This is a genomic window from Staphylococcus caeli (assembly GCF_900097965.1).
GTDB classification, from domain to species: Bacteria; Bacillota; Bacilli; order Staphylococcales; family Staphylococcaceae; genus Staphylococcus; species Staphylococcus caeli.
Genome location: NZ_FMPG01000023.1, coordinates 1 through 14,179, shown reverse-complemented (window position 1 = coordinate 14,179; position 14,179 = coordinate 1). Strand labels below are relative to the sequence as shown.

General features: G+C 35.2%; 15 protein-coding genes. 14 read left to right on the top strand and 1 reads right to left on the bottom strand.

What is annotated here, in order from left to right; translation table 11 throughout:
• A partial coding sequence (locus BJS11_RS12855) for a glutamate synthase-related protein (protein ID WP_070014104.1) occupies positions 1 to 1,253 on the bottom strand: 1,253 nt, incomplete at its 3' end.
• Between the two features lie 190 nt (positions 1,254 to 1,443).
• Between BJS11_RS12855 and BJS11_RS12850 the strand changes: the two genes are divergently transcribed.
• The 14 genes from BJS11_RS12850 to BJS11_RS12785 all read left to right on the top strand — a co-directional run bounded on the left by BJS11_RS12850 (position 1,444) and on the right by BJS11_RS12785 (position 13,923).
• Complete coding sequence (locus BJS11_RS12850) at positions 1,444 to 2,223, top strand: CPBP family intramembrane glutamic endopeptidase (protein ID WP_069996692.1); 780 nt, start codon at positions 1,444 to 1,446, stop codon at positions 2,221 to 2,223.
• An 85-nt stretch (positions 2,224 to 2,308) separates the two neighbouring features.
• Positions 2,309 to 2,962, top strand: a complete 654-nt coding sequence (locus tag BJS11_RS12845; RefSeq protein WP_245167195.1) for an ABC transporter ATP-binding protein — start codon at positions 2,309 to 2,311, stop codon at positions 2,960 to 2,962.
• On the top strand, positions 2,959 to 3,732 hold the full coding sequence (locus BJS11_RS12840) for an ABC transporter permease (RefSeq protein WP_069996690.1): 774 nt from the start codon (positions 2,959 to 2,961) through the stop codon (positions 3,730 to 3,732). Before BJS11_RS12845 ends, BJS11_RS12840 begins: the two co-directional genes overlap by 4 nt.
• 183 nt (positions 3,733 to 3,915) lie before the next feature.
• Positions 3,916 to 5,094, top strand: coding sequence for an MFS transporter (locus tag BJS11_RS12835; protein WP_070014103.1), 1,179 nt, complete (start codon positions 3,916 to 3,918; stop codon positions 5,092 to 5,094).
• A gap of 381 nt (positions 5,095 to 5,475) precedes the next feature.
• Entirely contained in the window at positions 5,476 to 6,072 is a 597-nt protein-coding gene (locus BJS11_RS12830; RefSeq protein ID WP_069996688.1) for a YdeI/OmpD-associated family protein, read from the top strand.
• Between the two features lie 209 nt (positions 6,073 to 6,281).
• On the top strand, positions 6,282 to 6,827 hold the full coding sequence (locus BJS11_RS12825; protein WP_069996687.1) for a TetR/AcrR family transcriptional regulator: 546 nt from the start codon (positions 6,282 to 6,284) through the stop codon (positions 6,825 to 6,827).
• Between the two features lie 197 nt (positions 6,828 to 7,024).
• The gene (locus BJS11_RS12820) at positions 7,025 to 7,912 is read left to right on the top strand and encodes a beta-keto acid cleavage family enzyme (RefSeq protein ID WP_069996686.1); all 888 of its coding nucleotides are present in this window, start codon (positions 7,025 to 7,027) and stop codon (positions 7,910 to 7,912) included.
• On the top strand, positions 7,912 to 8,868 hold the full coding sequence (locus tag BJS11_RS12815) for a 3-hydroxyacyl-CoA dehydrogenase NAD-binding domain-containing protein (RefSeq protein WP_069996685.1): 957 nt from the start codon (positions 7,912 to 7,914) through the stop codon (positions 8,866 to 8,868). The genes BJS11_RS12820 and BJS11_RS12815 overlap by 1 nt, the downstream gene beginning before the upstream one ends.
• A 10-nt stretch (positions 8,869 to 8,878) precedes the next feature.
• On the top strand, positions 8,879 to 9,352 hold the full coding sequence (locus BJS11_RS12810) for a thioesterase family protein (protein WP_069996684.1): 474 nt from the start codon (positions 8,879 to 8,881) through the stop codon (positions 9,350 to 9,352).
• Between the two features lie 301 nt (positions 9,353 to 9,653).
• Entirely contained in the window at positions 9,654 to 10,856 is a 1,203-nt protein-coding gene (locus BJS11_RS12805; RefSeq protein WP_069996683.1) for a betaine/proline/choline family ABC transporter ATP-binding protein, read from the top strand.
• Positions 10,856 to 11,491, top strand: a complete 636-nt coding sequence (locus BJS11_RS12800; protein ID WP_069996682.1) for an ABC transporter permease — start codon at positions 10,856 to 10,858, stop codon at positions 11,489 to 11,491. The genes BJS11_RS12805 and BJS11_RS12800 overlap by 1 nt, the downstream gene beginning before the upstream one ends.
• Positions 11,492 to 11,506: 15 nt before the next feature.
• The gene (locus BJS11_RS12795; protein ID WP_069996681.1) at positions 11,507 to 12,451 is read left to right on the top strand and encodes an osmoprotectant ABC transporter substrate-binding protein; all 945 of its coding nucleotides are present in this window, start codon (positions 11,507 to 11,509) and stop codon (positions 12,449 to 12,451) included.
• Entirely contained in the window at positions 12,451 to 13,140 is a 690-nt protein-coding gene (locus BJS11_RS12790; RefSeq protein WP_069996680.1) for an ABC transporter permease, read from the top strand. Before BJS11_RS12795 ends, BJS11_RS12790 begins: the two co-directional genes overlap by 1 nt.
• Positions 13,141 to 13,164: 24 nt before the next feature.
• A complete protein-coding gene (locus BJS11_RS12785; RefSeq protein ID WP_374699945.1) occupies positions 13,165 to 13,923 on the top strand; it encodes an alpha/beta hydrolase in 759 nt (252 codons plus the stop codon).
• Positions 13,924 to 14,179 lie beyond the last annotated feature (256 nt).

The window sequence follows — 14,179 nt, the reverse complement described above, 5'->3', positions numbered from 1 at the left end:
GCTATGGCAATCTTATCTGGTGTGATAAGTTTGCCAGAAGCAAAGATTTTAATACGATCTCGTATGCCGTATTTTTCTAATAGCCCTGTAAGTATTGGTAATGCAGTGAATAATGGTAAACCAACTCCATCTTCTAATTCTTGGAATGTAGCTCCTGTCCCACCTTCGCCACCATCTACAGTAATGAAACTTGGATAGTGTTGTGTAGCAATCATAGTTCGTATGAGCTGCTCAACTTCAGAAACTTTACTGATGACAATTTTAAATCCAACTGGTTTTTGACCTGTTTCTTGCAGTTCAGCAACCCATTGTAATAAAGTTTCTGCACAATTAATATGTTCAAAACGATTAGGAGAATTAATTGTCACCCACGGTTCTACTTTTCTTATCTTGGCAATTTCTTTTGTAACTTTATTTCCTTGCATGTGTCCGCCACGTGTCTTTGCTCCTTGTGCCAATTTGAGTTCAAACGCTTTAACTTGAGTCTTCTCTGCTAAATCGAGAAAAGCTTGTTGATCAAAATGACCTTTCTCGTCACGCACACCAAATAATCCTGGACCAATTTGGAAAATAATATCAACATCACCAGCGAGGTGGTGTGGTGACAAACCACCTTCGCCTGTGTTCATCCAAGTGCCGGCTTGACCTAAACCTTTGGATAATGCAGTGATTGCATGGCTACCTAATGCACCATAACTCATACCTGATTGTCCAACAAGTCGTTTTATCCTAAAAGGGTGTTTCAGATTTGCTCCTAGTACAATTTGGTCAGCTTCAGCTAAATAATAAGGATCAATCTCGGTCTTTTCTCGATGTTCATCTCGATTAAATAGACGCTCATTATCGATTTTATAAACAAAGGTAGATATCATTGGTGATTGTGCAATACGAAGTTCATTTGACTGTAATGGAAACATTGTATTTTGAATATAAAAACCATCTTCGTAATCATGTTGCGTTCCAAAACTGGTCATTCTTGAATTATATTTTCCGGATATAACGATGTTCGTGAAGTCGTTTCTTGAAAAAGGTTTACCTTTTGTATCTGGTAAAAATAGGTATTGTCGTAATTCTGGTCCGATTTTTTCACCAAAATAACGAATACGTGCAAGTACAGGATAATTCCGTAAAACACTATGCTGTGTTTGATGTTTATCTTTGAATAATAATATTGCGCCTATTATGAGCATGCTCATTAAAAATAATACGATAATTACATTTACAATAAATTGCAATATAGTTAATAAAGTCATAAATACGCCCCCCATTCACTTATCATAGTACACCTATATATAACTATTACAATAAAAGTGTATAGATTGATTGTGTGTAACCGACAAATTCAATTTTTTGAAAAGTGTAGTGATAAAATATTTTATAAATAGTATATAAGTTTACATATACGTGATATATTGTCTTATATACAAATAAGGAAGGTGCGACATGACAGAACATTTAAATCATTCAACTGTGAACCATGCACATAGTTCGATATGGCGCAGTAAGCATATAGTAAAAAAAGATTTTTGGTTGATACCTATTTATTTAATCGCAAGTAATGTGATACCAATTATATTATTTGCGCTTGTTTTTGGCATATTTTTTATGTTTGGTTATAACAATAAAAGATTTATAAGTGATGAAAGTATTTTAATTATAGGAAGTGTAATTGCAGAAATCATCATACTATTATCTTTTTATAGCATGCATATTAGAGATCACTTAATACCGCTCGCAATCAAACGTATGAGAGTCGTGCGCAAGTTTATTTTAACCATTATACTTACGTATATTGTTTCGCTAGTTATGATTTCTTTATATGATTGGTTGATACAATTTTTACCGCCATCATTACAATATAGTGAAACACAGAATCAACAACTATTAGAGAAAATGTTCGAAAATAAATTGATGTTACCATTTTTATTTATAGACATCGTTATTTTAACGCCAATCATTGAGGAGTTACTTTTCCGTCATTTAATCATTCATGAATTAGGGAAGAAAATTACATATACCGTCGCAACGATATTGTCCGTCATACTTTTTGCAGGCGCGCATATGTTAAGTGCTTCATCGCCATTTGAGATGGGGAGTTATATTATCATTGCTGCAGGACTAGCATTTGTCTATATTAAAAGTGGCATGAATTTAGCGGTATCAATTTCCTTACATATTTTAAATAATCTTATTTCATTTATAGGTATTGTTTTGACTCAGTAATTGCAAGTAATAGTTTTCGTTTAAAGGGCATCTAAAAGTGTGTATTTAGGGAATACTATTAAATATGTTGAAAATTGGAGGGAGAATTATGTTAGAACTGAAGAATGTATCTTACTCGGTCGATAACCGTGACATTATAAAAAATATCAGTTTGAGCATTGAATCAGGAGATACAATTGCAATAGTTGGACCTTCTGGCAGTGGCAAAAGTACTTTGCTTCGACTCATTAACGATTTAATTAGCCCAACACGCGGTGAAATATATTTTCAAGGTAAGCCCTACGCACAGATTAATCCTGAACAATTACGCATGGATATCAGTTACCTGTTGCAAGAAAGTGATCTATTCGACTTTACGATAGGTGAGAATTTAGCATTTCCTGCAGAAATACGTGGTGATCAGTTTGATCGGAGGAAAGCTAAAAAAATGTTAAAAGCTGTGGGGTTAGGACACTATAATTTTAAAACGAGAGTAGAACATCTATCAGGTGGAGAACGTCAACGTATTACGATTGCACGACAATTAATGTATACGCCTAAAGTTTTATTATTAGATGAAGCTACGAGTGCCTTGGATGTTCATAACAGTGAAAAGATTGAATCACTTATTTTTCGTTTAGCTGACGAAGGTGTAGCTATATTATGGATTACACATAGTAATGATCAAAGTAATAGACATTTTAAAAAGAAAATTAGAATCGTCGATGGTGAAATTGATGAGGAGGCGGAATTATCATGAGTACAACTGCGTTAACGTTAACAGGGTTACTCTTATTGTTTCCTATTATCGTCTCTTATAAAGAAAAATTACATATTATCAAAGATTTACTTATTGCAACGATTCGAGCAGTTGTACAATTAATTATTTTAGGTTATTTATTACATTTTATATTTGGTGTAGATCAAGCATGGTTGCTCATGATTTTTGTATTGATTATAATCGTCAATGCTTCTTGGAATACGATGAGTAGAGCTTCGTCGGTAATGCACCATGTGTTCTGGATATCCTTTGTGTCTATATTTGTAGGTGTAGCGTTACCTTTGGTGGGGGTCATCTTGACAGGAGCGATTCAATTTAAGCCGAATGAAGTGATACCAATTGCAGGTATGCTTGGAAGTAATGGTCTTATTGCCATTAATTTAGCTTATCAAAATCTAGATAGAGAATTTGTGGAAGAAATGAGTCAAATTGAGTCTAAGTTGGCACTTGGTGCAAATCCGAAGTTATCTTCAAAAGAGACAATTCGTACAAGTATCAAAACGGCGATTGTACCTACAATTGACTCTGTTAAAACGTATGGTATTGTGTCGATTCCGGGTATGATGACAGGATTGATTATCGGTGGTGTTGAACCATTAGAAGCAGTTAAATTTCAACTGATGGTTGTATTTATACATACGACTGCGACCATTATGTCCGCTTTAATTGCGACGTACTTAAGCTATAAACAATTCTTTAACCATCGTGACCAATTGATTGGCCGTCATATGAATCAATCAGAATCGTAATTTAAAGATAATTATTTTTTTTGGGTTAGTATCCGAGTTGAGGGTGCTATCCTTTTTTTATAGCGTATTTAAAAGATTTGGTAAATAGAGACGTCAAACCTTTACTATAAACGTGTTGACGTATGGTTTATAATATAATAGTTATATATAAATATACTTTTGTTAAAAAGGAGGCGTGCATCGATGTCAGTTATGAGAATTGCGACCTTTATATTAAGCATCTTTATCGTTGGTATGGTGGAAATGATGGTTGCTGGTATCATGAATCTAATGAGTAATGATTTACATGTTTCTGAAGCAATTATTGGACAATTGGTTACTTTATATGCGATTACTTTCGCCATCGCTGGTCCTATACTAGTGAAACTCACCAATCGTTTTTCACCAAGACCTGTATTACTGGGGGCTTTACTCGTATTTATTATTGGAAATGTCATTATTGCAGCAGCACCTAATTTTTCAATCTTGGTGTTTGGTCGAATAATTTCATCTGCGGCAGCAGCGCTTATAGTCGTGAAAATACTGGCGCTAACAGCCTTATTAACCGCACCACAACATCGTGGAAAAATGATAGGGATTGTTTATTCAGGTTTTAGTGGTGCGAATGTGTTTGGTGTTCCGATTGGTACTATTATTGGAGATTGGGTAGGTTGGAGATACACTTTTCTCTTTATTGTCGGTGTTAGTATTATTGTTGGCATGTTGATGTACTTCTATGTACCGCAACCACAAAATCAAAGTACCGCCATAGAAAATGGTGCGAAAAAACGAAACAATCACTATTCTAAAATACTTAGACCCGCTGAAATTGTAAAATATTTGATGATTACTTTCTTATTATTGGTAGCCAATTCAGTCACTTTTATTTATATTAATCCACTATTATTATCTAGTGGACACGACTTATCGTTTGTGTCCATCATCTTGCTAATTAATGGTGTCGCAGGTGTGATTGGTACATCAATGGGTGGCTACCTTTCTGATAAACTTACGAGTAAACGTTGGCTGACGATTGCTACAATTATATTCATTGGAATGATGATGATATTAAATATATTCTTGCCAGGGGCAGGGCTCATATTTATTGTGATCTTTATCTGGAATATCATGCAATGGAGTACTAATCCAGCAGTGCAAAGTGGAGTTATCGAACATGTTGAAGGTGACACAAGTCAGGTCATGAGTTGGAATATGTCTAGTTTGAATGCTGGTATCGGTATTGGCGGTATTGTCGGTGGTCTTGTTGTTTCGAAAATTGATGTTTTTGCCGTGACCTATGTGAGTGCAGCTATTGCATTCGTTGCATTAATACTAATTATTAGTTTGAAAAACATAGCAAAATATAGAAACGTATCTTCGTAACATAGAAACTATTATTTCATCGATTATGAAGAGTGTATAGTACGAAGAGCCTGGGACATAAATAGATATCTCAGGCTCTTATCAAATTAGGCAGTAGATGACTGAATTAAAAATATAAAGTCTCACTGCTTTAATTTATTAAGTTAGTGAGACTTATGCATGAGCTTCAGCTCAGGTAAACATTTCAACCCTAGTCATCCTTGCCGGGGTGGGACTACGAAATCTTTATTAGAGAAATGGATTTCTATCCCACTTCTTTTTTTAACTTATTAAGAGAATTGTGAAAAATGTTTTGAAATTACAAAATAATAAATTATAGAATAATTACATTCATTCATAGTAGAATAGGTACAAATAATAATTATGAAGGGGTGTTTTACCGTGGTAAATCAACAAGACCATATCAAGGTCAATGCATTTATTGAACGACTCAAACAATGGCAAGATGAGTTTAAAGTTATGCGTGAAATTATCAGAGAGACAGAATTAACTGAAGATTATAAATGGATGCATCCATGTTACACATTAGACAATAAAAATGTAGTAATCATTCAAGACTTTAAACACTATTGTGCATTGTTATTTGAAAAAGGGGCGATTATGGAAGATCCGTACCAATCCCTGATTCAACAAACTAAAAATGTACAAGCTGCAAGACAATTGCGTTTTGAGAGCTTAGAGGAAATAGAACGTCGTCGTGATGAAATTAAGTGGTATGTTGAGGAAGCGATACGTATCGAAAAATCTGGTAAAAAAGTACCGATGAAAAAAACAGAAGACTATGATATGCCTGAGGAGTTGCAAGCAAAATTAGATGCTATGCCTGAGCTTAAAGAAGCATTTTACAATTTAACACCAGGTAGACAAAGACAATATATGTATCATATTGGGCAAGCTAAACGAGCAACAACTAGAGAGAGTCGTGCAGAAAAATATATTGATCATATACTAGATGGAAAAGGCATGGATGATAAATAATAAACGGGTTAAAAATTGAACGTTGATTGTACATGCGTTGACTCAACTATTTAGAAAAAGAAGCATATATCTAATATGAAAATGATAACTGTATGACGCCTTAATTAAAGCGTAAGGGGCAATTTTATTGTTTATCATATATAGTTTACAAGAATAAATCATACGAACGTCGATACTTTTGGACGTCGCTATAGAAAGTAGGTGTATCAATGCCAAGAACTTCCAAACGTATACAGTTATTACAAGCAGCAGCAGCAATTGTTGATGAGCAAGGTAGTGAATATTTAACGTTAGATGCCGTTGCTAATAAAGCAGGGGTTAGTAAAGGTGGTTTACTGTATCATTTTAAAAATAAGTTTGCACTTATTCAAGGGCTCGTAGATCACGCTGATGAATTATATCGCGATAACGTTAATGAACACGTACAAACTGATATGGGCGAACAAGGGAAATGGGCTCGTGCATTCATTGAGGCTACAAGAGCACATCGTGATGAGAATGGAACGATTACTTCAGGTATGCTTGCTGCACAAGGCATAAATAGTCATCTACTATCGCCATTGCAGGACACTTATCAAGAATGGCAGCACAATATAGAAAATGATGGCTTAGACAAAGTAGATGCAACAATCATTAGGCTTGCAGTAGATGGATTGTGGCTTTCTGAAATATTCGGTTTAGATGCAATTGATGAAACTATGCGCGAAAAAGTATTGAATCGATTAACAGAATATACGAAAAATGGAACTAATTAACAATACAACGTTTAATCATAATTGAAATATAAAAGAATGATAAAATGTGATATTCATGCAAAGTGTTGTTATTATAGGAATAACCAACTATATAAAGTTGATTATTCCTATTTTTTATAATTATCTAGGTTGAAAGCAAACCGTCTGGTTGGTACACTAATCGATGTGTTAAAAAACTCTGGTGGAGGTTAATAACTATGAAAAAAATTATGCTAACGGCAGCTTTAACAGGTGCCGGTGAAACGACGGAAAAGAATGCAAATGTACCTGTTACACCCCAAGAAATCGCTGATTCTGCTATAAAATGTGCACGTGCGGGTGCAACAGTCGCACATATTCATGCGAGAGATCCTAAAACGGGTGGCATTAGTCATGATGTCGAATTCTTCAAAGAAGCAGTACGTTTAATTCGAGCAGCAGATGAAGACATTATTATCAACATTACTTCAGGTGGCGGCGGAGATTTTATTCCGAATTTGGAAAATCCGTATGCTGCAGGAGAAGGTTCGGATATGCAAACACCGGAAGAACGTCATGAACCAGTTGGTACACTATTGCCTGAAATGTGTACATTGGACTGCGGTAGTGTAAATATGGGTGACGCAGTGTATTTAAGTCCAGCAGATTGGTTGAGACAACAAGCGCAACTTGTTAAAGAAGCAGGTGTAAAACCTGAGCTAGAGTGCTTTGATAGTGGACATATTTCTTTTGCCAAACAATTAATCAATGAAGGTTTAATTGAAGGAGAACCAATGTTCCAATTTTGTTTAGGTATTCCATGGGGCGCTGAAAATGACGCTGAAACAATTGAATACTTTAAGACGAGATTGCCTGAACATGCGCATTGGTCAGCATTTGGCATTGGAAGAATGCAGTTACCGACAGTGGAAGAAGCAGCGAAACGTGGAGGGAACGTTCGCGTTGGTTTAGAAGATAATTTATACCTTGCTAAAGGTGTAAAAGCGACTAATGAGGAATTGGTAGAAAAAGCAGTAGAAATACTCAAAGGTTTAGATATTGAACCGATGACGCCAGCCGAAGCGCGTGAAAAATATCAACTTAGAGATCCACAAGGAGGATTATAATGAAATTTGCAGTTGTAGGCACAGGCGTTATAGGTAGTGGTTGGATTACAAGAATGTTAGCACACGGGCATGAAGTTATTGCAACTGATCCAAGTGAAGGTGCATATGAAAGAATGCTCAAACAAGTTAAACAAAATTGGCCATATGCTGAGCAATTAGGTTTGGCAGAAGGTGCTTCATTGGATAACTTAACATTCACACCATATTTAGAAGAAGCAGTTAAAGATGCAGATCATATTCAGGAAAATGTTCCGGAAATTGAATCGCTAAAAGATCAAGTATTAACAGAAATCGATTTTTATGCAAAGCCAGATGCTACCATTGGTTCCAGTACATCAGGTATTATGCCATCAGAATTACAACAGAACTTACAACATCCTGAACGTCTATTTGTGGCTCACCCCTTCCATCCGGTATACATTTTACCATTAGTAGAAATTGTAGCAGGAAAAGCAACGCTTGAATCAACATCTGTTAGGGCAGAAGAAATCTATGAAAGTATAGGTATGGACGTTCTACATGTTCGACATGAAATTGAAGGACATGTTGCAGATAGATTAATGGAAGCGCTTTGGAGAGAAGCGCTGCATATTGTCAATGATGGCATTGCAACTACCGAAGAAGTAGATAAAGCATTTACTCATGCGGCAGGTTTGCGTTATGCGCAATTTGGTCCTTTCATGACGTTCCACTTAGCAGGCGGTGAAGGTGGTATGCGTCATATGTTGAAACAGTTTGGACCAGCATTGAAAAAACCATGGACAAAATTAATTGCACCTGAATTAACGCAAGATTTATATGACGACGTTGTTAATGGTTGTGAAGCAGCATCACAAGGCCAAACAATGTCAGAGCTTGATCAAAAACGTAATGAATTCTTAGTTAAGGTAAAACAACTGGCAGAAGAATATTGGCCAGAAGACACACCTTCAATGAAAAAGAAGACACAATTGTAGGGGCTATAATATGACACAACAAGTATATAAATATTCAACAAAGGTGAAAGCAGATTGGGTAGATCATAATGGTCACATGAATGATGCGGAATACAATCGTGTGTTCAGCGATGCAACGGATGCATGGCTTGCTGATTTGGGATTAGATTTACAAACGATTGAGCGATTACAGTACACGGTATTTACGTTGGAAAATCATGTAATGTATTTAAAAGAAATCAAAGAAGGTACAAATATCAATGTTACAGTTGAGCTATTTGATTATGATGCCAAAAGATTGCATGTGTTCATGACACTAACGGATGAAACAGAAGAAAAATGTGCGACTTATGAAGTGATGCTTATGGGCATGAGTACAGCAGTAAACAGACCTGAAGCATTCCCGCACACGATTCAACAATCTATTAATAATTATGCGCGTTTTGCGTCAATTCAAACGCCACCATCTGAGTTAGGACATCATATAGGGATAAAACGTAAATAAATTTTTGAATTGAGTTTGAAACGATTGAATAAAAAGGTTTTTAGAATGGAACGTGAAACTAAGTATTCGGTTATAAATTGTTTATTTTCATTTATTGATGTATCTTGTTATATATAGGGTAACAATTTCAAATCCAAGTATGATACTTGTAATATTTGATTTATTACAGAAACATAAAGTAGGGCTATGTGTGCTCATGTTTTTACTTATTTTAGGATTTGTATGACATCCACAGATAGCCCTATATTAATTTATTAAGAAATATTTGAAACTGAATATGTACATAGAAAGGAATGGATGTATGTTAAGTATTAAAAACTTATCAAAAGTCTATGGTGGCGGAAAAAAAGCCGTAGATAACATATCACTAGATGTAGAAGCTGGTGAATTTATAGCATTTATTGGTACAAGTGGTAGTGGTAAAACGACTGCTTTAAGAATGATAAATAGAATGATAGAAGCAACAGAGGGACAAATTGCGATTAATGGGAAAGATGTGCGCAAAATGAATCCAGTAGAATTGCGTAGAAAAATTGGCTATGTAATCCAGCAAATTGGTTTGATGCCACATATGACCATTAGAGAAAATATCGTATTAGTACCTAAACTGTTGAAATGGTCTCAAGAAAAGAAAGAGAAAAAAGCAAAAGAATTAATCAAATTAGTAGATTTACCTGAAGAATATTTAGATAGATATCCTTCACAGCTTTCAGGTGGACAGCAACAGCGTATTGGTGTAGTACGTGCGTTAGCGGCTGAGCAAGATATCATCTTAATGGATGAACCTTTTGGTGCGTTGGACCCTATTACGAGAGATACATTACAAGACTTAGTCAAAGAGCTACAGCAAAAATTAGGCAAAACATTCATCTTTGTTACACATGATATGGATGAAGCGATTAAATTAGCTGATAAAATTTGTATTATGTCAGAAGGACGAATTGTACAATTCGATACACCAGATAATATTTTACGACATCCTGAAAATGATTTCGTGCGTGACTTTATCGGACAAAATAGATTAATTCAAGATAGACCGAATATGCGTACAGTTAAAGACGCCATGATTAAACCTGTGTCTGTACATGCTGATAGTAGCTTAAATGAAGCGGTTAAAGTTATGCGTGAACGTCGTGTGGATACAATTTTTGTCGTAGGTAATAATAGTAGGTTACTTGGCTACTTAGATATTGAAGATATTAACCAAGACTTACGTGCAAACAAAGAATTAATTGATACAATGCAACGTGATATTTATAGAGTAAGAATAGATAGTAAATTACAAGATTCAGTACGTACCATTTTAAAACGAAATGTAAGAAATGTACCAGTCGTGGATAGCGATGGAGAAACACTTATTGGATTGGTGACAAGAGCAAACTTAGTGGATATCGTGTATGACAGTATTTGGGGCGAAGTTGATGATGAAGAAGGAAACAGCGATTCGCAAGAGGCGATTGTAGAACCTGAAGAAGCGTCTGATCATGTGGGAGCTGATAAATAATGAAACAATTTATAGAGGAATATGGTGGTCAGCTGATTTCTAAGACGGTTGAACATTTCTATATCTCAATGATCGCTTTGCTCATTGCTATCGTGGTAGCAGTCCCGTTAGGTATTTTACTATCCAAAATGAAAAGAACATCTAATATAGTTCTAACAATTGCAGGCGTATTACAGACGATTCCAACCTTAGCGGTATTAGCGGTAATGATTCCTATATTTGGTGTAGGTAAGGTGCCGGCGATTGTAGCTTTATTTATCTATGTCATCTTACCGATATTAAATAATACGGTCTTAGGTGTTAAAAATATAGATAGCAATATTAAAGAAGCAGCTACAAGTATGGGTATGACACGCTTTCAATTAATGAAAGATGTGGAATTACCATTAGCATTGCCATTGATACTAGGTGGTATACGCTTATCATCCGTTTACGTTATCAGTTGGGCAACACTTGCGAGTTATGTTGGCGCAGGTGGTTTAGGTGACTTTGTATTTAACGGATTGAACTTATATGACCCATTAATGATTGTTAGTGCAGCTGTCCTAGTTACTGCTTTAGCACTGATTGTAGATGTAGTATTATCATTAGTTGAAAAATGGGCAGTACCTAAAGGGTTAAAAGTATCCAGATAATTTAAGGAGGACATTATGAAAAGAATAAAACAATATTGTATCGTTCTTGTACTGTGTCTAACAGTGTTATCTGGATGTAGTTTACCAGGTTTAGGTGGAAATAGTTCAGGTAATGAAGTTAAAATTACAGCACTTGCAACGAGTGAATCACAAATTATGTCTCATATGTTGAGGCTACTTATAGAACATGACACAAATGGTAAAGTGAAGCCAACGTTAATCAATAACTTAGGATCGAGTACGATTCAACATAATGCATTGGTTAATGGAGATGCGAATCTTTCAGGCGCACGTTATAACGGTACAGACTTAACGGGTGCATTACAAGAAGATCCAATTAAAGATCCTAAAAAGGCTATGAAAGCGACTCAAGATGGTTTCCAAAAGAAATTTGATCAAACTTTCTTTGATTCATATGGCTTTGCCAACACATATGCATTTATGGTGACTAAAGAAACTGCTAAAAAATATAACTTAAATACAGTTTCTGACTTAAAAGCACATAGTGATGAATTGAAATTAGGTGTCGATAGCTCATGGTTAAATCGTCAAGGTGATGGTTACCCAGGTTTCACGAAGGAATATGGCTTTAAATTTAATACAGTCAGACCGATGCAAATTGGTCTTGTATATGATGCGTTACATTCTAAAAATTTAGATGTAGCAGTTGGTTATTCAACAGATGGTCGTATTGCTGCTTATGATTTGAAGGTGTTGAAGGATGATAAACATTTCTTCCCACCATATGATGCTAGTACGGTTGCAACAAATGATTTATTGAAAAAACACCCAGAATTAAAATCGACTATAGAAAAATTGCATAATAAAGTTTCAACCAAAGAAATGCAGAAACTTAATTATCAAGCAGATGGCGAAGGGCAAGAACCAGCAATCGTCGCTGAAAATTTCTTGAAAGAACACAATTATTTTGAAAATGATAAGAAAGGTGGTCACAAGTAATGGAAGGTAATTTATTACAACAATTAATTGAATATTATTCAGTAAACTTTGGCTACCTATGGGATTTGTTCATTAAACATTTACTAATGTCTGTATATGGCGTATTATTTGCAGCGATTGTTGGTATTCCATTAGGCATCGTCATTGCTAGATATAAAAAACTATCATGGACAATTATTACAATTGCTAATATTATCCAAACCGTACCAGTCATTGCGATGTTAGCAATCTTAATGCTAGTTATGGGATTAGGTCCTACAACCGTTGTCGTAACAGTATTTTTATATGCACTCTTACCAATTATCAAAAATACGTTCACAGGTATAGTGAGCGTTGATGAAAATATTAAAGATGCAGGTAAAGGCATGGGTATGACTCGAAACCAAGTGTTACGCATGATTGAATTGCCATTATCACTTTCAGTTATATTAGGTGGTCTTAGAATTGCACTAGTTGTGGCGATAGGTGTTGTAGCAGTTGGATCATTTATTGGTGCGCCAACATTAGGTGATATTGTCATCCGTGGTACGAATGCAACAGATGGTACAACATTTATTTTAGCGGGTGCGATACCAATCGCATTAATTGCGATTTTAATAGATGTATTTTTAAGATTTTTAGAAAAACGATTAGATCCATCTAATAGAACAAATAAAACGAAAAAACATAAAGCTCAAACTATGAATTAATTAAGGTTGTGATTAACTTTGGCAATGTTAACAATAAATTATAATTCGAAAACGATTGGGATGCATCATCAATTTTTAGCAATTTTACCTGAAGATCCTAGTTACTTCGATGTATCTGTTAAACCAAAACCATTAAAAACATTATTGCTGTTACATGGTTTATCAAGCGATGAGACATCCTATATGCGATATACAAGCATAGAACGATACGCAAATGAACATCAACTGGCGGTAATTATGCCGAACGCAGATCATAGTGCATATACCAATATGGCTTATGGTCATAAATATTATGATTATATACTTGAAGTTTTTGATTATGCACATCAAATTTTGCCATTATCTCATAAAAGAGAAGATAATTTTATAGCAGGTCATTCTATGGGAGGCTACGGTACAATCAAATATGCACTCCTAGAAGGCGAACGTTTTGCCAAAGCATGTCCATTGTCCGCTGCCTTTAATGCACAGACATTAATGACATATGATTGGCATGATTTTTCAGGTGTAGCGATTGCAGGTGAGGATGCACAGGTTACAGGTACTGTGCTAGATCCTTATTACTTAGTGGATGAAGCAGTGGCGCAACATAAAACAATCCCAGAGTTACTCATTATGTGTGGAACTGAAGATGAATTATATAAAGATAATCAGGAATTTGTGCAATATTTAAAAGCACAAGCAATACCACATATATTTGAAGATGGACCAGGCGAACATGATTATGCTTATTGGGATCAAGCAATTCATCGTGCGATTAAATGGTTTGTCGCAGCGACATAATATGAAAAATCCTTGAATCATTGAGTATATAGTATGTAAAAATGAAAATTGGACTGGTGAGCTGTATTGCTCATCAGTCCAATTTTTTTGAATGTTTTATATTGGCTGTACACTTTTAACGGTTGGTGAGTAAAATCATCAATCGTTTTTTTTATGTTTGAATACAAAAAAAGCACAAATATCTCTATAATTATAAGCGACGAAACCATAATTAAGGAGAGATATCTGTGCCGTATACTTATAATAAAACAAATTA

Coding starts and splice junctions, on each gene's coding strand:
- BJS11_RS12850 (WP_069996692.1), top strand. CDS start 1,444: ATGACAGAACATTTAAATCATTCAACTGTGAACCATGCACATAGTTCG.
- BJS11_RS12840 (WP_069996690.1), top strand. CDS start 2,959: ATGAGTACAACTGCGTTAACGTTAACAGGGTTACTCTTATTGTTTCCT.
- BJS11_RS12835 (WP_070014103.1), top strand. CDS start 3,916: ATGTCAGTTATGAGAATTGCGACCTTTATATTAAGCATCTTTATCGTT.
- BJS11_RS12825 (WP_069996687.1), top strand. CDS start 6,282: ATGCCAAGAACTTCCAAACGTATACAGTTATTACAAGCAGCAGCAGCA.
- BJS11_RS12820 (WP_069996686.1), top strand. CDS start 7,025: ATGAAAAAAATTATGCTAACGGCAGCTTTAACAGGTGCCGGTGAAACG.
- BJS11_RS12815 (WP_069996685.1), top strand. CDS start 7,912: ATGAAATTTGCAGTTGTAGGCACAGGCGTTATAGGTAGTGGTTGGATT.
- BJS11_RS12810 (WP_069996684.1), top strand. CDS start 8,879: ATGACACAACAAGTATATAAATATTCAACAAAGGTGAAAGCAGATTGG.
- BJS11_RS12805 (WP_069996683.1), top strand. CDS start 9,654: ATGTTAAGTATTAAAAACTTATCAAAAGTCTATGGTGGCGGAAAAAAA.
- BJS11_RS12800 (WP_069996682.1), top strand. CDS start 10,856: ATGAAACAATTTATAGAGGAATATGGTGGTCAGCTGATTTCTAAGACG.
- BJS11_RS12795 (WP_069996681.1), top strand. CDS start 11,507: ATGAAAAGAATAAAACAATATTGTATCGTTCTTGTACTGTGTCTAACA.
- BJS11_RS12790 (WP_069996680.1), top strand. CDS start 12,451: ATGGAAGGTAATTTATTACAACAATTAATTGAATATTATTCAGTAAAC.
- BJS11_RS12785 (WP_374699945.1), top strand. CDS start 13,165: ATGTTAACAATAAATTATAATTCGAAAACGATTGGGATGCATCATCAA.